The organism is Bradyrhizobium sp. CCBAU 51753, from assembly GCF_015291565.1.
GTDB classification, from domain to species: Bacteria; Pseudomonadota; Alphaproteobacteria; order Rhizobiales; family Xanthobacteraceae; genus Bradyrhizobium; species Bradyrhizobium ivorense.
Window position 1 is genome coordinate 321,225 of the sequence record NZ_CP030037.1, and the last position, 18,948, is coordinate 340,172.

The following is an 18,948-nucleotide window of genomic DNA, read 5'->3' on the forward strand; positions in this document are numbered from 1 at the left end:
CAATGGATTGCTTCGCTGCGCTCGCAATGACGGGGAGGTAGCATGGCGCTGATCGGCCGCCTGTTCGTCGTGTTCTTCGCCTTCCTGATGGCCTGCTTCGTCGCCGGCGCCATCGTGGTCGGCGCGGTGCTGTATCCTGAAATCAGCGATTTCGGCGGACAGATCGACCAGAGCGCGATCAACATCGTGCTCGGCTTCGGCTTCATCTTCATTTCCGGCTTCGCGCTGCTGCCCGCGCTGATCGTGGTGCTGGTCACCGAGGCCTTCTATATCCGGAGCGTGCTGGCCTATGCGGTCGGTGGCGCGGTGGTCGGCGCGGCCTGCTATCTCGGCCTGATCCCGTTCGATCCCGATACGATGCGGTTCGACGGCATCGTGCGCCGGCATTTGGAGATCATGACTGGCGCCGGCATCGTCGCCGGCCTGGTCTACTGGCTGATCGCCGGCCGTAGCGCCGGCGCCTGGCGCGAGCCGCCGCGCCCGCTGACGCCGCCGCCGCCATTGCCGTCGCATTCGCGGCCGCAGCCGTGATCCTGAGAGGGTGTGAAGCTTTGTCCTCACCCACCGCTGTCATCGCCCGGCCGGTGCGCAATTGCGCACGTGGACCGGGCGATCCAGTACGCCGCGGCCTCTCGCTTCTATCACCGGCGTCTCTGGAATACTGGATCACCCGGTCAAGCCGGGTGATGACACCGAGCAAGCTGAGCAAACCAACACCGTCATCCCCGCGCAAAGGCTTCGCCCTTGTGCGGGGATGACGATCACCCGCTACTTCCCTTGTCCCGCCGCCTCGGCTAAACCGCGCGCCATGAACCGGACCGGACTTGTCATCGCGCTTGGACTCGCGCTCGTCGTCGGCGTCCTGTTCGGGATCTTTCCCGAGCTCGACCTCAAGCTGGCGGCGCTGTTCTACGATGCCGCGCAAAAAACCTTTCCGCTCAAGCTCGATGCATTGGCGGCGTTCGCGCGCGATGCGGCGATGTGGGTTGCCTGGGCGCTGGTGCTGCCGGCGATCGTCACCATCGTGGTGAAGTTCTTTCGCCCCGACCGCCCGATGCTGATGTCGGGCCGCGCCGCGGTCTTCCTGCTCACGACGATGCTGCTCTCCGCCGGCGTGCTCACCAACTTCACCTTCAAGAGCTATTGGGGCCGGCCGCGCCCGGTGGTGGTGACGCAGTTCGGCGGCGACCTGCAATTCGTGCCGTGGTGGGATCCGCGCGGCGCCTGCCCGCGCAACTGCTCGTTCTTCTCCGGCGAAGGCGCCACCGCGTTCTGGACCTATGCCCCGGCGGCGCTGACGCCGCCGGCCTGGCGGCCGCTGGCCTTCGCCGCGGCCACCGTGTTCGGCGTCGTCACCAGCGGGCTCAGAATGGCGTTCGGCGGCCATTTCTTCACCGACGTCGCGATCGCCGGCCTGGTCTCGTTCCTGGTGGTCTGGCTGTTCTATGCCCTGATCTACCGCTGGGCGGCGACGCGCCTGACCGACGCGCAGGTCGATGCGGCGCTGACCCGGCTGGCCCAGCCCGGCTACCGCCTGATGCAGCGCTGGCGCGGCCAGCGGCAGGCGCAGTCCGGTCAGCCGCAGGCCTGATTAAAGGCGTGCCCAGCCTGCCGAAATTTGTTATTCGGCCACGTCAAACACCACCGTTTTCGACCGATTGGACCGTCCCATGAGCACGATTCTGAAGAGCCTCCCCACCGGCGAGAAAGTCGGCATCGCATTTTCGGGTGGGCTCGACACCTCGGCGGCGCTGCTCTGGATGAAGCAGAAGGGCGCCAAGGTGTTCGCCTACACCGCCAATCTCGGCCAGCCCGACGAGGCCGACTACGACGCGATCCCGCGCAAGGCGATGGAGTTCGGCGCCGAGAAGGCGCGCCTGGTCGATTGCCGCACCCAGCTGGTGCATGAGGGCATCGCCGCGATCCAGTCCGGCGCCTTCCACATCTCGACCGGCGGCATCACCTATTTCAACACCACGCCGCTCGGCCGCGCGGTGACCGGCACCATGCTGGTGGCGGCGATGCAGGAGGACGGCGTCAACATCTGGGGCGACGGCTCGACCTACAAGGGCAACGACATCGAGCGCTTCTACCGCTACGGCCTGCTCACCAATCCGAGCTTGCGCATCTACAAGCCATGGCTCGACCAGCAATTCATCGACGAACTCGGCGGCCGCGCCGAGATGTCGGCGTTCATGACCGCGCAGGGCTTTGCCTACAAGATGAGCGCGGAGAAGGCCTATTCGACCGACAGCAATCTGCTCGGCGCCACCCATGAGGCCAAGGATCTCGAAAGCCTGTCCAGCGGCATCACCATCGTCAACCCGATCATGGGCGTGCCGTTCTGGCGCGCCGATTGCGACGTCAAGCCCGAAAAGGTTTCGGTGCGCTTCGCGGAGGGCCAGCCGGTCGCGCTGAACGGCAAGACGTTTGCCGATCCGGTCGCGCTGTTCCTCGAGGCTAACGCGATCGGCAGCCGCCATGGCCTCGGCATGAGCGACCAGATCGAGAACCGCATCATCGAGGCCAAGAGCCGCGGCATCTACGAGGCGCCCGGCATGGCGCTGCTGCACATCGCCTATGAGCGCCTCGTCACCGGCATTCACAACGAAGATACGATCGAGCAGTACCGCATCAGCGGCATGCGGCTCGGCCGCCTGCTGTATCAGGGCCGCTGGTTCGATTCGCAGGCCCTGATGCTGCGCGAGACCGCGCAGCGCTGGGTGGCGCGCGCCGTCACCGGCGAGGTCACGCTCGAGCTGCGCCGCGGCAACGACTATTCGATTCTGAACACCGAGAGCCCGAACCTCACCTACGCGCCGGAGCGGCTCAGCATGGAGAAGGTCGAGGACGCCGCCTTCACGCCGGCCGATCGCATCGGCCAGCTGACGATGCGCAATTTGGACATCGCCGACAGCCGCGCCAAGCTCGGCATCTACGGCAACACTGGATTGATCTCCGGCGGCCAGGGCTCGGAGATCTTCAAGCTCGAGAACGACAAGGGCTGATCGCGCAACGTCGCAACAAACTCGCCGTCGTCCCGGCGAAGGCCGGGACGACGTGTGGAGAGATTTGCGGCCTACTTCACCCTGAGCGCATCCAGCAGCGAGCGAAATGCACGCGCGTAATCCGCGCCGCTCTTGCCGATGTCCGGTCCGGCCGACACCGCAACCGCGGCCTCCGTCACCGCGCCGAGCAACAGCCGCGCCAAGGGCTCGATCGGCTGTTTTGCGATCACGCCGGCCTCCATCGCCGCCGAAAGCGCGCGCGGAAACTTTCCGCCGAAATGTTTGGCGTCGATCTCGCGCCAGCGCTCCCAGCCGAGCACGGCGGGGCCATCGCGCAAAATGATCTGGCCGGTCGGGCCCTTTGCGCAGGCCGCGAAATAGCCCTGCGTGCCCGCGGCCATCGCCGCGAGCGGATCGTTTTCCGCGCGCGAGATGCGGTCGAGATCGGCCACGAGGTCGAGCGAGACCTGCTCGAACACCGCCTCGAATACCGCCTCCTTGGTCGCGAAGTGATGATAGACCGCGCCCTTTGCCACCCGCGCGCCGGCGGCGATGTCGTCCATCGTCGCCGCGGCAAAGCCGCGCTCGCCAAAGATGCGCCGCGCTGCCTTGACGATTGCCGCTCTGGTCTTCTCGCGTCGCTCGGCCTGGGTTGCCATGATCCATCTCTAGCTCAGTTCCTTCGCCGCGCCAATTGACTTACCGACTTGCAGTCGATAAATACCGACCGATAGTCGGTATACGAGCATGATTCAGAAAAGTGGGAACCGGTTTTCCGCTAGGATCATGCTCAAGCAAAAGAGGTAGATCAGATGCCCTCCCTGAAAACCCTGCAGGCCTTCGCCGACACGGTCGAAGCCAACGACCACGTCGGCGCGATCAAAAATTTCTACGCCGCGGACGCCCGCACCCAGGAGAACGACGGCGAATGGCGGGTCGGGCGCGAGGCGCTGGCGGCGCGCGAGGCGGCGGTGCTGGCCGCGGTCGCCGGCGTCAAGACCATGCGGCTCGGGCCGCTGCTGCTCGACGGCGATCATTCCGCGATCTGCTGGCGGTTCGAATTCACCGGCAAGGACGGCAAGGTCCGCAGCATGGAGGAGGTCGCCTGGCAGACCTGGCGCGGCGAGGAGCTGATCGAGGAGCGCTTCTTCTACGATCCGGCGCAGATGGGGCGGTGAGCATTCTCCGCAATACAATCATACCGCTTGTGGTGGAGGCGGCTACTTTGCATGGGGTTGTTTTTCGACATTTTAGGAAGCGCGTCCCTGCGTCCGGCTTCCCAAAACAAAAATGGCCGGGATCGCTCCCGGCCATTTCGCATCGTGATGTGTCGCCCGCTCAGCGCGGCGGCGGCGCGGCGGAGGCGGTGCCGCCGTTGAGCAGCGGGGTGATGCGGCGGACGGTAACGCGCCGGTTGATGCGGCTCGGTCCGTCGGTCTGCTCCTTGAGATACTGCTCGCCGTAGCCCTGCGACGTCAGGTTCTCGGCCGGCACGTTGAACTGCTGGGTCAGCAATTCCGCCGCCGATTGCGCCCGGCGATCCGACAGCGACAGATTGTCGACGTCGTTGCCGACCGCGTCGGTGTGGCCTTCGATCAGGAACACCTCGCTCGGGTTGCGCTGGAGCGCGCGATTGATGCCGTCGGCGATCACCTGCAGCTTCGCGGCCTGGTCCGGCGGAATGGTCCACGACCCGGTGTCGAAGGTGATGGTGTCGATGTCGACGCTCGGCATCCGCATCCGGACGTTGGGGCTGTAGCGGATCTCGTCGAGCGAGTAGCGGCGCTCGATCCGCTCCACCGGCGGCGCCTCCATGGTCTCGTAGATCACATCGGGCGACGCATCGTCGGCGCTGACGATGTAGCGGTCGTAGGGGATGTTCACCACCGGCGGCGGCACGTCGACATAGAAGCCGCCGACCGCACGCGGATCGCGGTAGCTGTTGTCGATGATGACGACCTCGCGGCCGCCGCGATCCCTGCGGATCCGGCGCAGCATCTGGCCGTCGCGGCCGACCACCGTGATGATCTCGGTGCCGTCGGGCCGCACCACGACGGTGCGGGTCTCGCCGCCGACCGTCTCGGTGCGGATGTCGCGCGCGCCGTAGCGGAAGCGATAGATATCGTCGCCGCGGACATAGGCCTGGCCGCTCGGGTCGCGCACGATGATGCGGTCCGGCTCGGTGTAGATGGTGCGGCCGTCCTCGACCACCTCGCGCCGCTCTCTGTGCAGGTCGGCGATGGTGCCGCCGATGAGGGCGCCGGCGACCACGCCGGCCCCGACCGCAGCACCGATCGCGAGCGGCTTGATGTTGTCATTCCGCGGCGGCGGCGGCAGCGGTGCTGCAACCGTCGGCGCGCGCTGGAATGCCGGTGCGACCGTCGGCGGCGCGTATTGCGCGCGGCCGGGCGGCGGCGTTGCGGCCGCCGAGCCGGGCACGACGCTCGGCGCGGTGGCGCCGTCGCGGCGCACCAGCGGGGCTCCGCCCGCAGGTGGCGTGGCTGCAGCCCCACCGGCCGGCGGCGGAGTTGTCGGCGTTGCGCCGGGCGCGCCGGGCCGTGCCGGGGGCACACCTGCTGCAGGCGGCGGGGTCGTCGGCGTAGCGCCGGGTGCACCGGGCCGCGCCGGCGGCGCACCTGCTGCAGGCGGAGGCGTCGGCGCCGGAGCGGCGGCACCACCGGGCTGCGTCGGCAACGTGCCCGGCCGTGGCGGCGGCGTCGCGCCACCTGCCGCGGGCGGTGTCGTCGGCGAAGGTGTGGGCGAACCCTGCGGTGCCGGCGTGGCGCCACCGGGCGGCGTGCCTGGGGCTGGCCGTGCGCCGGGAGCGCCCGGCGGCGGTCCACCTTGCGGGCGCGCACCTGGCGTCGGGCTCGGCGTGGCCGGCGTAGGCGTCGCTGCAGCCGGCGGTGCTCCGGGGCGAGCCGGTGGAGCGGCGCCCGGTGCCGGCGGGGTCGGCCGCTCGGGCGTCGCGGCAGCGGGCGGTGGTGTCGGTGTGGGACGCGCCGGGGCAGCCGCGGGCGGCGGCGGGGGCGGGGGCGGGGGTGTTGGACGCGCCGGTGCGGCCGCGGGTGGCGGAGTCGGCGTCGGACGCGCAGGCGCAGCCGCGGGTGGCGGAGTTGGCGTCGGATGCGCGGGCGCAGCGGCCGGAGGCGGCGGCGGTGTCGGACGGGTGGGCGCGGCCGCGGGCGGGGGCGGCGGCGGCGTTGGAGCCGGCCGTGCCGGTGCGGCCGCAGGCGGAGCAGGCGGCGTCGGATGTGCAGGTGCGGCTGCCGGCGGCGGGGGCGGCGGTGTCGGACGTGCAGGTGCTGCCGCGGGCGGCGGGGCCGGCGGTGTTGGTGCGGGACGTGCGGGCGCGGCGGCCGGAGGCTGTCCCGGCGGATGCGCAGCGGGTCCGCCCGGCGCGGGTCGCGCCGGCTGCTTCGGTCGTCCGTCCGGTCCAGTCTCTTCCCGTGGCTGCGCCTGGGCGACGACCAGCGGCGCAGTTTGCGCATGCGATGCGGAGGCGGCGAACTGCGACACCGTCAGTGCAGTCGTGGCGAGCAGCACGAGACGAAGCTTTGTCATGATCTTGGAATCCCCGGCGGAAGGTCTGGGCAGGAAGAAGAAAACGTGAGAACCGAACAAATTCGGCGACACGATGAACCTCCAGCGGTGAGGCCGCATTGTGGCGAGCAACGAATCGCGGACGCAGTTTATTTCGGCATCATAACGGGTTGCATATGACTTTGTTCACGGCGCATTCAGAAGAAATGCCCGGACACAACTATTCGTCGTGGAACTCGCCGCGCGCCGCGCGCAAACATCGTGCGTAAACACTGGCTAAGGGTGCAGCCAATTCGCCCGCGTCTGTTGGCGATCCGTCGCGGGCGGCGGGCCGGTCGGACCGGGCGGCCCGCGCACCGGTGACTCCTCGGGCGTGTTGCCGGGCAGTTCGTCCGGCCGCGCCGGTTCGCCCGGTTCATGCACCGGCGGCGGAACCTCGGGGTTGGGATTGCCAGGCGGAATCCCCGGCGGCGGCTCGCCCGGCGTTCCCGGCGTCGTCGGCGGAATCTCGGGCGGCTCGATCGGCATCATGGCTCCATTGATGTCGAAGCGATAACCGGCCGCGTGCTGCGACGTTCCTGCGCCGCTTGAGCTCATTCAGGCGTGTGACAGACCGCCTCGATGTTGTGGCCGTCGGGATCGAGCACGAACGCGCCGTAATAGTTTTGGTGATAATGCGGGCGAATGCCCGGTGCGCCATTGTCGCGGCCGCCGGCCGATATCGCCGCCTGGTAGAAGGCGTCGACGGTGGCGCGGTCCTTGGCGGCAACAGCGATATGCACTGGCTTGTTCATCGCGCCTTCGCCGCCGATCCAGAAGTCCGGCTTGCCATTGGCGCCGAAGCCGGCCGCGGGCCCGTGCCCGGTCACCTCAGCCGGCACTTCCATGATCAGGCCGTAGCCGAGCGGCGCCAGCGCCGCCTGATAGAACGCTTTTGCGCGCGCGTAGTCGGAAACTGAAAAGCCGACGTGGTCGATCATCGCGAGGTTTCCTTTCTTGCTGGCGGATGTGCGTCCGCAATCTCGCTGCACCTCCCCTTGCAAAGGGGAGGTCGCTTTGCTCGCAAGAGCAAAGCGGGTGGGGATCTGCTCTCTCCGCTGAGAGCATCGTCTGTGGCTGACCCCCATCCCGACCTTCCCCCTTTCAGGGGGAAGGAGAAAACTCACCCGCGCACGAGCAGCGTGTTGCTGCGCGTGCGGCCCTGGTCGACGTAACCACGCATGTGCATGTCCGCAATGCAATCGTCGGTCCATTCATCCTTCGACAGATGTTCGATCACCACAGCGCGCGGCCACAGCGCTTCGGGCGCGTCGCGGAAGAAGCCGATCAGCACGCGATCCTCAAAGCCCTCGACGTCGATCTTCAGCGCGTCGACCTGGCGCGCGCCGGCCTCCTCGAGGATGCGCTGCAGCCGCAACGATGGCACCTTGAACGCCTTGTTGAGTCCCTCGCCGGTCGGCGTGCCGGTGACGATGTGGCTGGCGCCGAGATTGTCGCCGTCGGTTTCGATCATCAGCTCGCCGTCGGCAGGACCGGCGGCGGCCGCGACCAGCCGCACCTGCGTATAGCCGGAGGCCGCCGTGTTGAAGGCGAGCCGCGCATGCGTCACCGGATGCGGCTCGATCGCGATCACCTTTCCAGTCGGCCCGACGTCGCGCGCCAGCGCCAGCGCGTAGGTGCCGACATTGGCGCCGAGATCGACGAAGGTGCCGCCCGCGGCGACATGGCGGCGCAGGAACTGCAGCTCCTCGAGATTGTAATCGGGATTGAACAGCGCGCCGCGCTCGGTGGCGCTGGCCTGATAATAGAAACGGAACGAGGCGCCCTGATACGGCACGTCGAGCGGCCCCGCGCCGAATAGGTTGACCAGCCGCGACAGCCAGGGCCGGAACGCGCCGCGCTTCAGCCCGGTCGCATGCGCAAGCCGGATGATCGCGGCCTGCGCCGGATTCGGCGCGAACGCGCCGAACGGCGCCGGTGAAAGATCGTTGCTGGGGATCAAGCGGTATCCTCGTCAAAAGCGGCGCATGCATAGCCGGTTTTGCCGCCGACTCCAACGGGCCGTTACGCCGCTCTGCCCGCTGCGTTCCGCTGCCCCAAAAAGCGCCCGAGCAACCTTCGCCTGCCCTTGCGCGGAATCAGGTCGATGTCGCTGACCAGCTTGGCGCCACCCTTGCGCCGCTCCAGCACGATCTTGCGGCTGTGGAAGGCTTCGAGCTCGGCGCGATGACCGACGCTGACGATCGTCGCCTTCGGCAACTCCTTCGCCACCATCTCCATCATCTTGTCCTGGCTCTTCTCGTCGAGCGCCGAGGTCGCCTCGTCGAGCACGACGATATCAGGACTGTGCAGCAGCAGGCGGGCAAAGGCGAGCCGCTGCTTCTCGCCGCCGGACAGCGTCTGGTCCCACGGCGCATCCTCTTCGAGCTTGTCCTTGAGATGATCGAGGCCGACCTTGCGCAGGGCTTCGCCCATCTCTTCGACGCTCCAGTCCTCTGCGGCGCCCGGATAGGCCACTGCGCGCCGCAGCGTGCCGGACGGCACGTAGGACTTTTGCGGCAGCATGAACAGGCGGCGATCCGCGTGCAGGCCGACGCTGCCGCCGCCCCACGGCCATAGCCCGGCGATCGCCCGCACCAGTGTGCTCTTGCCGGTGCCGGACTCGCCGGCGACCAGCAAACGCTCGCCGGCTACGATTTCCACCTCGGTCTCGCCGACCACGGCGGTGCCGTCATCGAGCGTGACCGAGAGATCGTTGAGGCTGAGCATCGCCTCGCCTTCGGTTTCGTCACGCTGGATGCGGCCAAAGCCGTCGCCGGTCTCGGCGCGCTCGAGCCCGTCCAGCGACATCATCAGCGAAGCGATGCGGCGCGCGCAGGCGTTCCAGTCGGCCAGCCGCGGATAATTGTCGACCAGCCATCCGAATGCGGTCTGCACGATGGTGAAGGCCGAGGCCGCCTGCATCACCTGGCCCAGCGACATGCTGCCGTCGAGAAATTTTGGCGCGCACAGCAGCAGAGGGACGACCGGCGCGATCAGGTTCGACCCCTGCGACACCAGTGTCGTGCGCATGTGCTGGCCGGCGAGCCGCGCCCATTGCCGCAGCACGTTCGAGAATGTCTTGTCGATGCCGTCGCGCTCTTCGGCCTCGCCGCCGAGCAGCGCGATGCTCTCGCCGTTCTCGCGCACGCGGGTCAGGGTGTAGCGGAGTTCGGCCTCGGCCTGGTTCTTGTCCTCGGAGATCTGCGCGAAGCTGCGGCCGATCGCCATGATCGAGCCGGACGCGATCGCGGCATAGATGACGGCGGCGACGACGAGGAAGCCCGGGATGGTGATGGAGGAGCCGCCGAGCGTCAGCGTCAGCGCGCCGCCGATGGTCCAGAGCACGACGATGAAGGTGATCGCGGACAGCAGCGCGGAGGTGACGCCGGCGACGAAGTCGACCGGCGAGTCGGTTGCGATCCGCAGATCCTCGGCGATGCGATATTCCGGGTTCTTGTGATCGCCCTCCACCAGGTTGAGCTGGTAGTAGCGGCCGTTGGTCAGCCAGCGCGATACCACTGCGTTGGTCAGCCAGGCGCGCCAGCGGCGCTGGATGCCCATCCGGGCAAACACCTGGGCGATGCCGAGCAGCACGCTGCCGATCGCGAGCGGAACGAAGATCGCCGTCAGCTGGAAGACGCTGATCGAATCGCGCTTCTCGATCGCATCGAAGATCTCGCGATTCCAGACATTGATGCCGTACTGAACCGCGACATGGGCGATGATGAGTAGCCCGAGGCCGATCGTGAACAGCCACGCCAGCCGGTCGCCGCTGCGGCCCCAATAGCCGCGCGCGCTGATCCAGAAGCGCGTCAGCAGGTATTCTTTGCGTGCCTGCTCGGCTTCCTCGGGCGATAGTTCGGGATCGGGTTCAAGCGCCTCCGGCGGCGGTGGCTCGACATGGTCGCCATCCTCGGCGGTCACGTCGACGAATTCGGAGGTGTCGTCGGCGGACTGCTTCGTGGGCTTCTCGACGTCTTTATCGGGCGGCTTTGCTTTGACGCGCTGGGCAGACGACGAGGTCTCGGTGGACGACCTCTTCTTTAGCTGCGATCCGGATTTGGCCGCGACCTTGCCCATGGGTTTGCAACGCGAGGGAAATCAATCGGTTCCCTGACAGGCCTGACGGCAGACCGCCGGCGCGGCATCCTGTTTACCTCATCTCCATTCGAGACGCGCGCGTCGTCCTCATGCCATGAGGACCGCCGCGCGTATCGGAGGAGACGCGCACCGGCGATGTGGTTGTCAAATCCGATCTCGGGGCGTCGCAGGCGGGAAACGTATTCCTCAGCCATGTCAGCGCCCGCGCCATCGAGGCCGTATGCCTTCTGATGGCTGATTCTTTTGATCTGGAAACACTCATCGAAGTTATCCCATGATATCGCTTCGTCGGCATGCGCGACCGCTTCCTTCGCGATGCGGGCGCGGACGAATGAATTGTCCTGGCTTTTCTGAAATGAAGTTGCGGGATGCGAATTCGCTTCGCGATCCGGTACTGGCGTGACAACTTCGTGTCGGCCGCTTTGGTTCCTGAGAAAGCCCGCGTCGATCCGGTCCGCCAACTGCGGTCGCGCTATACTATCGTCTGAGACGATCCGCGACTGTACCCCATCGACAACTGTCATCGCCCGGCCTGTGCGCAATTGCGCACATGGACCGGGCGATCCAGTACGCTGCGGCCTCTCGGCGCAACAATGACTGTCTCTGGAATACTGGATCACCCGCCTTCGCGGGTGATGACACCGGTTACTTGGCGAGCGATGTGAAACCTAACTCACCGTCGTCCCTGCCTTCGCCAGGACGACGGCGTGTTTGCGGCACGCCCGGGGCGCCATTCACTCACTCCGCCGTGGCCTGATCGCGCTTGAGGCGGCGCGCGCGCATGGCCTTGTGCAGCACGCGGGCGAGCTGCTCGGCCGAATAGGGCTTTTGCAGCAGCTCGAAACCGTGGCTGCCCTGCTGCGACAGCACCTGGCTGTAGCCGGAGGCGAGCACGATCGGCAGGTCGAGCCCGCCCTTGCGGATCTCCTGCGCGAGCTCGATGCCGCTCATGCCGGGCATCACGACATCGGTGAAGACGAGGTCGAAGCGGGTGGGAGCGATCACGAGCTCTTCCAGCGCATGGGTGGCGTTGTCGACCAGCACGCAGGTGCAGCCGAGCTGGGTCAGCGTGTCGGCGGCGAATTGTCCGACCTCGGCATTGTCCTCGACGATCAGCACCGAAGCGCCGCCCCGACCGACTGAGGGCGCGTCATCGGCGAGCGGCGATTCGGCGCTGCGCACGGCGGTGACGCGCGGCAGATAGAGCGTGAAGGTCGAGCCCTTGCCGACCTCGCTGACGACGTCGACCTCGCCGCCGGACTGTCTGGCGAAGCCGAACACCTGCGACAGGCCGAGCCCGGTGCCCTGGCCGACTTCCTTGGTGGTGTAGAACGGCTCGAAGATGCGGCCGAGCAGCTCTTGCGGAATCCCGACGCCGGTGTCGGTCACCGACACCGCGACATGGCCGTGCGGGTTCTGCGCGTGGGTGCTGGTGGCCGGCAGGCGGTCGACCCGGCGGACCGTGATCGTGAGCTGGCCGACACCGTCCATCGCGTCGCGCGCGTTCACCGCCATGTTGATCATTGCGGTCTCGAACTGGCCGGCATCGGCGTTGATGAGACAGGGCTCATCGGGCACCTGCGCCGTGATCTCGACGCGCGAGCCGATCAGGGTGGCGAGCATCTCGCTCAGCGTGCGCACGTTCGCGCAGGCGTCGAACACTTCCGGCTGCAGGCTTTGCCGGCGCGCGAAGGCAAGCAGCTGGCCGGTCAGCTTGGCGGCGCGGCCCACGGTGTCGGAGATCGCTTCGATGTAGCGCAGCCGCCGCGGCTCGGGCAGATCCTGCCGGCGCAGCATGTCGACCGAGGCGCGGATCACGGTGAGCAGGTTGTTGAAGTCGTGCGCGACCCCGCCGGTGAGCTGCCCGAGCGCCTCGAGCCGCTGGCCGTGGCGCAGCGCCTCCTCGGCTTCCTCGCGCCGGTCGGCCTCCTCGTGCAGGCGCTGGGTGCGCCGGAAGGCGAGCGCGAGCAGGCCGAACAGCAGCGCGGTGGCCGGCGCGCCGAAGATCAAATGCGGGGCAATGTTCGATATCCAGCGCGCGCGGATCGCCGACGTGTCCAGCCCGGCGCTGACATAGACCGGGTATTCGGCGAGCCGCTGATAGCGCATGCGCCGTTCGACGCCGTCGGCCGGGGAAACGATGGTCATGGTGCCGGCGAGCGGATGGGCGACGAGCTGCTGGCCGAGCGCCCCGCCCGGGTCGAACCGGACGTCGTGGTCGACCGGCGGGAAGTGCGCCAGCAGCGCGCCGTCGGTCCGGATCAGCGCCAGGAAGCTGCCGGGCTCGCGGCCGATCCGGGCGTAAAAATTCTCGAAATATTCGGGCAGCACGGAGGCCTGGATCACCCCGGCAAAACTGCCGTCTTTGTTGCTGCGGCGGCGGCCGACGCCGAAGAAGCGCGCTCCCTGGTAGGGCGGCCGCGGCGTCAGCACCTCGCCGATATAGGTGCCGATATCGCCGCCGGCATGGATCCGGAAGTAGTCACGGTCGGAGAAATCGATGCTCGGCGCCGGCGCCACCAGGCTGTTGACCAGGGCATGGCCCGTGGCGTCGAACACCCAGACCGATTTCACCTGGGGGAGGGTGCCGACGAGCTGCTTCAGCCGCTGATGCAGGGGGAGCTCGCGGGCCGAGATGTTGGCGTCCGACGCGCCGCGGATGATCTCGGCGATTTCGGACAGACTGTGGTCGATGGTCTCGAACACCTTGAGCGCGTGCTCATGGGCGACGTCGAGCGTGCGCTCGATCTCGCGGTCGGCGGTCTCGTTGGTGGAGAACCAGGACATCGTGGACGCAAACACGAACAGCGCCAGCGGGAGGGCCAGCGATGCGGCCATCATCCATTTCAGCAGTCTCAACGAATTGCGTTGGGCGGGTTGCACGGGCGCTCCGGCTCTCGGCAGACATTAACGCAAACCGCCGCGCCGGAGAAAGCGAAACCCCGCGTCCTGGTTGCCGGTTCGTGACCCCGCCACCACGTGGGGCCGTGGCGGCCGGGCCGGATCGCTAAATTGCGCGCCAATTCGCCTGCGCGACCCTCTGCGTGATCCCCCTGCGCCTTCCTTTGGAGCGGTCGCCGACGAACGCGACCGCAGGCCGCATCTGGCTCCCGGGAGCGGCCGCATGTCCGGCGTCGGCGGCGCCAGATCACGGCGGCGTCAACGGCGACCCGCGGCGCGGCCGAAAACCGGTCGGGACGCCGCTTGCGATCGCTGTTTTTAGCGGTTCTAAAACCCGCCGCGGGCTAATGCTTGACCCTATAACTACCTGCTGAAAAACAGGCCACATGACAGGCGATCCAAAACGTTCCCAAGATATCCGGCAGGATACCCGGCTCGGACATGCGGATCGCGGTTTTGTCGGCAAAATCATCAGGCTCGATGCGCTCGTGACCGGCTCATCGCTGTCGCCGCAGGAGCTGGAGCAGCGGCTGGTCGAGATGGGGTTTGTGGAAGGCGCGCGCGTGGAAATCCTGCATGAGGGCACGATCCGGCGGGACCCGATCGCGGTGCGCGTCGACACCATCACGATCGCGCTGCGCCGGAGCGAAGCCATGGCTGTGATCGTCGAATGACAACTGCATCCCTGCGCCTGGCGCTGGTCGGTGCGCCGAACACCGGCAAGACCTCGCTGTTCAACCGGCTGACCGGCAGCACCCAGAAGGTCGCCAACTATCCCGGCGTCACGGTCGAGCGCAAATCCGGCAGCTTCACCACGCCGGAAGGCCGCAGCGTCACCGTGCTCGATCTGCCCGGCACCTATTCGCTGCGCGGCCGCAGCCCGGATGAGGAGATCACCCGCGACATCGTGCTTGGGCGCTTCGAGGGCGAGGCGGTGCCCGACCTTGTGCTCTGCGTTGCGGACGCCACCAATCTGCGGCTGACGCTGCGGCTGGTGCTGGAGCTGAAGCGGATCGGCCGGCCGATGCTGCTCGTGCTCAACATGATCGACATCGCCAAGCGCCGCGGCGTGACCATCGATCTGGAGCGGATGTCGCAGGAGCTCGGGCTGCCGATCGTGACCGCGGTCGCGGTTCGCAAGGGCGGCGTCGACGAGCTCCTGAAGCGGACCGACGAACTGATGGGCCGCGCCCTGGAGGCGCAGGCCAATCAATGGACCGCGCCGACGATCTCGGATCTCAAGGCCGCGCAGCGCGAGGCCGACCGCATCATCGCCGCGAGCGTCACGCTGCCGACCAAGCCCGACACCCTGACCAACCGGATCGACGCCGTGGTGCTGCATCCGGTCTGGGGTCTCATCATCCTGGCGCTGATCCTGTTCGTGATGTTCCAGGCGGTGTTCAGCTGGGCGCAGCCGGCGATGGAGCTGCTGTCCGACAGTTTTTCGACGCTCGGGCAATGGGTCCACGACGTGCTGCCGGAAAGCTGGGGCCTGTTGCAGAGCTTCCTGCAGAACGGCGTGATCTCCGGCGTCGGCAGCGTCATCGTGTTCCTGCCGCAGATCATCATCATCTTCCTGTTCATCCTGCTGTTGGAAGATTTCGGCTACATGGCGCGCGCCGCGTTCCTGATGGACCGCGTCATGGGCGGCGCCGGGCTGCATGGCCGCGCCTTCATTCCGCTGCTGTCGAGCTTTGCCTGCGCGATCCCCGGCATCATGTCGACGCGGGTGATCGACAATCCCCGCGACCGCCTGACCACGATCCTGATCGCGCCGCTGATGACCTGCTCGGCGCGGATTCCGGTCTATACGCTGATCATCTCGGCCTTCGTTCCCGCGACCAAGGTGTGGGGCTGGATCAATCTGCAGGGCCTCGTGATGTTCGGCCTCTATGCCGCCGGCATCACCAGTGCGCTGACGGTGTCGGCGATCGCAAAATTCTTCCTGTGGCGCGATCATGCGCCGGCGCCGTTCATGCTGGAGCTGCCCGACTACAAGGTGCCGCGGCTGCGCAGCATCGCGATCGGGATTTTCAATCGCGCCAAGGCGTTCCTCTACCGCGCCGGCACCACGATCCTGTCGATGATGGTGCTGATCTGGTTCCTGGCCTCGTTCCCGACCGCGCCTGCGGGCGCCGAGGGGCCGGCGATCAACTACTCATTTGCGGCGATGATCGGCCACGCGCTGGAGCCGCTGCTGCGGCCGATCGGCTTCAACTGGCAGATCGCGGTGGCGCTGATCCCGGGCATGGCGGCGCGCGAGGTCGCAGTCGCGGCGCTCGGCACGGTCTACTCGATCGAGGGCGGCAAGGAGGCAGCCGAGCAGATCGGCCAGGTGCTGGCGCAGAAATGGACGCTGGCGACCGCGCTGTCGCTTTTGGTCTGGTACATCTTCGCGCCGCAATGCGCCTCGACGCTGGCGGTGATCCGCCGCGAGACCGGCAGCGCGAAGTGGATGGTGATGACGTTCGTCTACATGCTCGCGCTGGCCTATGTCGCGAGCTTGCTGACCTTCAACCTGGCGCGGGCGCTGGGCATCAATTGATGCCCGGCCGCGAGGCCGAAGCATGATCCGGAAAGGTGCGAAGCGGTCTCCGGATCATGCTTCAATGAGAAGCGTCAGATCTGGCGTTCCACCATCTTGAGCTTGAGCTCGGCGATCGCTTCCGACGGGTTGAGGCCCTTCGGGCACGCCTTGGCGCAGTTCATGATGGTGTGGCAGCGATAGAGGCGGAACGGATCCTCGAGATTGTCGAGCCGCTCGCCAGTCGCCTCATCGCGGGAATCGGTAACCCAGCGCGTCGCCTGCAGCAGCGCGGCAGGGCCGAGGAAGCGGTCGCTGTTCCACCAATAGCTCGGGCACGAGGTCGAGCAGCAGGCGCACAGGATGCACTCGTAGAGGCCGTCGAGCTTCTCGCGATCCTCGTGGCTCTGCCTCCACTCCTTCTGCGGCGTCGGCGTGGTGGTCTTCAGCCACGGCTCGATCGAGGCGTACTGGGCGTAGAAATTGGTCAGGTCGGGGACGAGGTCCTTGACGACAGGCTGGTGCGGCAGCGGGTTGATCTTCACTGCGCCGCCGGAGGCGACGTCGTGCATCGACTTGGTGCAGGCCAGCGTGTTCTGGCCGTCGATGTTCATCGCGCAGGAGCCGCAGACGCCCTCGCGGCAGGAGCGGCGGAAGGTCAGGGTCGGATCGATGTGGTTCTTGATCCAGATCAGCCCGTCCAGCACCATCGGGCCGCAATCGTGGATGTCGACATGATAGGTGTCGACGCTCGGATTCTTGCCGTCGTCCGGGTTCCAGCGATACACCCGGAATTCGCGCGTCTCGGTGGCGCCGGCCGGCTTCGGCCAGGTCTTGCCGCCGGAAATCTTCGAATTCTTCGGAAGTGCGAATTCAACCATCTCTCTACCTTTCGTCATTCCGGGATGGTCCGAAGGACCCGACCCGGAATCTCGAGATTCCGGGTTCGATGCTCCGCATCGCCCCGGAATGACGGGCTAATCGTTCAGTAGACCCGCGCCTTCGGCGGGATGTACTGCACGTCGTTGGTCATCGTGTAGTCGTGCACCGGACGGTAATCGATCGTGGTTTTGCCGGCCGGATCAAGCCACGCCAGCGTGTGCTTCATCCAGTTCTTGTCGTCGCGGGCGGAAAAATCCTCGCGGGCATGCGCGCCGCGGCTCTCGGTGCGGTTGGCGGCCGAGTCCATCGTCACCAGCGCCTGCACGATCAGATTGTCGAATTCCAGCGTCTCGATCAGGTCGGAATTCCACACCAGCGAGCGGTCCGACACCGAGATGTCGCCGATGCCGCCATAGACCTTGTGGATCAGGTTCTGGCCTTCCTGCAGCACTTCGCCGGTGCGGAACACCGCGCAATTGTTCTGCATCACATGCTGCATGCTGTCGCGCAGCTTCGCGGTCGGGGTGCCGCCGGAGGCGTGGCGGAAGTGATCGAGCCGGCCGAGCGCGCGGTCGGACGAATCCTTCGGCAGCTCCGGCTGCTTGGCGTTGGCGGTCAGCTTCTCGGCGAGACGCAGCGCCGCGGCGCGGCCGAACACGACGAGGTCGATCAGCGAGTTGGAGCCGAGGCGGTTGGCGCCGTGCACCGACACGCAAGCGGCCTCGCCGATCGCCATCAGGCCGGGCACCACCGAATTGTCGTCGCCGTTGCGCTTGGTCAGCACCTCGGCGTGATAGTTGGTGGCGATGCCGCCCATGTTGTAGTGCACGGTCGGCACGATCGGGATCGGCTCGCGGGTGACGTCGACATTGGCGAAAATCTTCGCCGATTCGGAGATGCCCGGCAGCCGCTCATGCAGCACCTTCGGATCGAGATGATCGAGGTGCAGGAAGATGTGATCCTTCTTCTTGCCGACGCCGCGGCCTTCGCGGATCTCGATCGTCATCGCGCGCGAGACGACGTCGCGCGAGGCGAGGTCCTTGGCCGACGGCGCGTAGCGCTCCATGAAGCGCTCGCCCTCGGAGTTGACCAGATAGCCGCCTTCGCCGCGGGCGCCCTCGGTGACGAGGCAGCCGGAGCCGTAGATGCCGGTCGGGTGGAACTGGACGAATTCCATGTCCTGCAGCGGCAGGCCGGCGCGCAGCACCATGCCGCCGCCGTCGCCGGTGCAGGTGTGCGCCGAGGTGCAGGAGGCGTAGGCGCGGCCGTAGCCGCCGGTGGCGAGAATCGTGGTCTGGGCGCGGAAGCGATGCAGCGTGCCGTCGTCGAGCTTGAGCGCGATGACGCCGCGGCAGACGCCCTGGTCGTCCATGATCAGGTCGATGGCGAAGAACTCGATGAAGAACTCGGCCGAGTGGCGCAGCGACTGGCCGTACATCGTGTGCAGCATGGCGTGGCCGGTGCGGTCGGCGGCGGCGCAGGTGCGCTGCGCCTGGCCCTTGCCGAAGTCGATGGTCATGCCGCCGAACGGGCGCTGATAGATCTTGCCGTCCTCGGTGCGCGAGAACGGAACGCCCCAATGCTCGAGTTCGTAGACCGCTTCGGGCGCATTGCGCACCATGTATTCGATCGCGTCCTGGTCGCCGAGCCAGTCCGATCCCTTCACGGTGTCGTACATGTGCCAGCGCCAGTCGTCCTGATGCATGTTGCCGAGCGAGGCCGAGATGCCGCCCTGCGCCGCAACGGTGTGGGAGCGGGTCGGAAACACCTTGGTGATGCAGGCGGTGCGCAGGCCGGCTTCCGAGCAGCCGACCACCGCGCGCAGGCCGGCGCCGCCGGCGCCGACCACGACGACGTCGAAGGTGTGGTCGGTGATCGGGTAGGCCTTGCCGTTGGTGGCCGGGCCACTGCCGTTGGTGGCCTTGCCGTTGCCTTCGTTAGCCATGG

Annotated in this window: 16 protein-coding genes; 6 read left to right on the top strand and 10 right to left on the bottom strand. The window is 67.1% G+C overall.

What is annotated here, in order from left to right; translation table 11 throughout:
* Positions 1 to 42 precede the first annotated feature (42 nt).
* The 3 genes from XH93_RS01515 to argG all read left to right on the top strand — a co-directional run bounded on the left by XH93_RS01515 (position 43) and on the right by argG (position 3,008).
* The gene (locus tag XH93_RS01515; protein WP_194472123.1) at positions 43 to 531 is read left to right on the top strand and encodes a hypothetical protein; all 489 of its coding nucleotides are present in this window, start codon (positions 43 to 45) and stop codon (positions 529 to 531) included.
* A gap of 277 nt (positions 532 to 808) precedes the next feature.
* Positions 809 to 1,591 (top strand): phosphatase PAP2 family protein, encoded by a 783-nt coding sequence (locus tag XH93_RS01520; RefSeq protein ID WP_194472124.1) that lies wholly within the window; start codon positions 809 to 811, stop codon positions 1,589 to 1,591.
* A 79-nt stretch (positions 1,592 to 1,670) separates the two neighbouring features.
* A complete protein-coding gene (argG, locus tag XH93_RS01525) occupies positions 1,671 to 3,008 on the top strand; it encodes an argininosuccinate synthase (protein ID WP_194472125.1) in 1,338 nt (445 codons plus the stop codon).
* Positions 3,009 to 3,079: 71 nt separating this feature from the next.
* On the opposite strand, the gene XH93_RS01530 is transcribed toward argG, so the two are convergent.
* Complete coding sequence (locus tag XH93_RS01530; protein ID WP_194472126.1) at positions 3,080 to 3,667, bottom strand: TetR/AcrR family transcriptional regulator; 588 nt, start codon at positions 3,665 to 3,667, stop codon at positions 3,080 to 3,082.
* A gap of 153 nt (positions 3,668 to 3,820) precedes the next feature.
* Between XH93_RS01530 and XH93_RS01535 the strand changes: the two genes are divergently transcribed.
* Positions 3,821 to 4,186, top strand: a complete 366-nt coding sequence (locus tag XH93_RS01535; RefSeq protein WP_194472127.1) for a nuclear transport factor 2 family protein — start codon at positions 3,821 to 3,823, stop codon at positions 4,184 to 4,186.
* A gap of 160 nt (positions 4,187 to 4,346) precedes the next feature.
* On the opposite strand, the gene XH93_RS01540 is transcribed toward XH93_RS01535, so the two are convergent.
* The 7 genes from XH93_RS01540 to XH93_RS01570 all read right to left on the bottom strand — a co-directional run bounded on the left by XH93_RS01540 (position 4,347) and on the right by XH93_RS01570 (position 13,577).
* Positions 4,347 to 6,572: an OmpA family protein gene (locus XH93_RS01540; protein WP_194472128.1), complete on the bottom strand. Its 2,226-nt coding sequence runs from the start codon at positions 6,570 to 6,572 to the stop codon at positions 4,347 to 4,349.
* A gap of 255 nt (positions 6,573 to 6,827) precedes the next feature.
* Positions 6,828 to 7,079, bottom strand: a complete 252-nt coding sequence (locus XH93_RS01545; RefSeq protein ID WP_139479642.1) for a hypothetical protein — start codon at positions 7,077 to 7,079, stop codon at positions 6,828 to 6,830.
* Positions 7,080 to 7,144: 65 nt separating this feature from the next.
* On the bottom strand, positions 7,145 to 7,531 hold the full coding sequence (locus XH93_RS01550; RefSeq protein WP_194472129.1) for a VOC family protein: 387 nt from the start codon (positions 7,529 to 7,531) through the stop codon (positions 7,145 to 7,147).
* Between the two features lie 182 nt (positions 7,532 to 7,713).
* Positions 7,714 to 8,553, bottom strand: a complete 840-nt coding sequence (locus XH93_RS01555; RefSeq protein WP_194472130.1) for an FkbM family methyltransferase — start codon at positions 8,551 to 8,553, stop codon at positions 7,714 to 7,716.
* Positions 8,554 to 8,615: 62 nt separating this feature from the next.
* Entirely contained in the window at positions 8,616 to 10,673 is a 2,058-nt protein-coding gene (locus XH93_RS01560; RefSeq protein ID WP_194472131.1) for an ABC transporter ATP-binding protein/permease, read from the bottom strand.
* The gene (locus XH93_RS01565) at positions 10,637 to 11,155 is read right to left on the bottom strand and encodes a transposase (protein ID WP_194472132.1); all 519 of its coding nucleotides are present in this window, start codon (positions 11,153 to 11,155) and stop codon (positions 10,637 to 10,639) included. Before XH93_RS01565 ends, XH93_RS01560 begins: the two co-directional genes overlap by 37 nt.
* A gap of 277 nt (positions 11,156 to 11,432) precedes the next feature.
* Entirely contained in the window at positions 11,433 to 13,577 is a 2,145-nt protein-coding gene (locus XH93_RS01570) for a hybrid sensor histidine kinase/response regulator (protein WP_194472133.1), read from the bottom strand.
* A 404-nt stretch (positions 13,578 to 13,981) separates the two neighbouring features.
* Here XH93_RS01570 and XH93_RS01575 point away from each other — a divergent pair, with 404 nt between their 5' ends.
* Both XH93_RS01575 and XH93_RS01580 read left to right on the top strand, forming a co-directional pair.
* Positions 13,982 to 14,269 carry a FeoA family protein gene (locus XH93_RS01575; protein ID WP_194472134.1) on the top strand — a complete coding sequence of 96 codons (288 nt, stop codon included), beginning with the start codon at positions 13,982 to 13,984 and terminating at the stop codon, positions 14,267 to 14,269.
* The gene (locus tag XH93_RS01580) at positions 14,266 to 16,140 is read left to right on the top strand and encodes a ferrous iron transporter B (RefSeq protein WP_194472135.1); all 1,875 of its coding nucleotides are present in this window, start codon (positions 14,266 to 14,268) and stop codon (positions 16,138 to 16,140) included. The genes XH93_RS01575 and XH93_RS01580 overlap by 4 nt, the downstream gene beginning before the upstream one ends.
* Positions 16,141 to 16,214: 74 nt before the next feature.
* Here the strand turns inward: XH93_RS01580 and XH93_RS01585 are convergent, their stop codons facing one another.
* Together XH93_RS01585 and sdhA are read right to left on the bottom strand one after the other, a co-directional pair.
* The gene (locus XH93_RS01585; RefSeq protein ID WP_139479474.1) at positions 16,215 to 17,000 is read right to left on the bottom strand and encodes a succinate dehydrogenase iron-sulfur subunit; all 786 of its coding nucleotides are present in this window, start codon (positions 16,998 to 17,000) and stop codon (positions 16,215 to 16,217) included.
* A 104-nt stretch (positions 17,001 to 17,104) separates the two neighbouring features.
* Positions 17,105 to 18,946: a succinate dehydrogenase flavoprotein subunit gene (gene sdhA, locus XH93_RS01590; protein ID WP_194472136.1), complete on the bottom strand. Its 1,842-nt coding sequence runs from the start codon at positions 18,944 to 18,946 to the stop codon at positions 17,105 to 17,107.
* Positions 18,947 to 18,948: the final 2 nt, after the last annotated feature.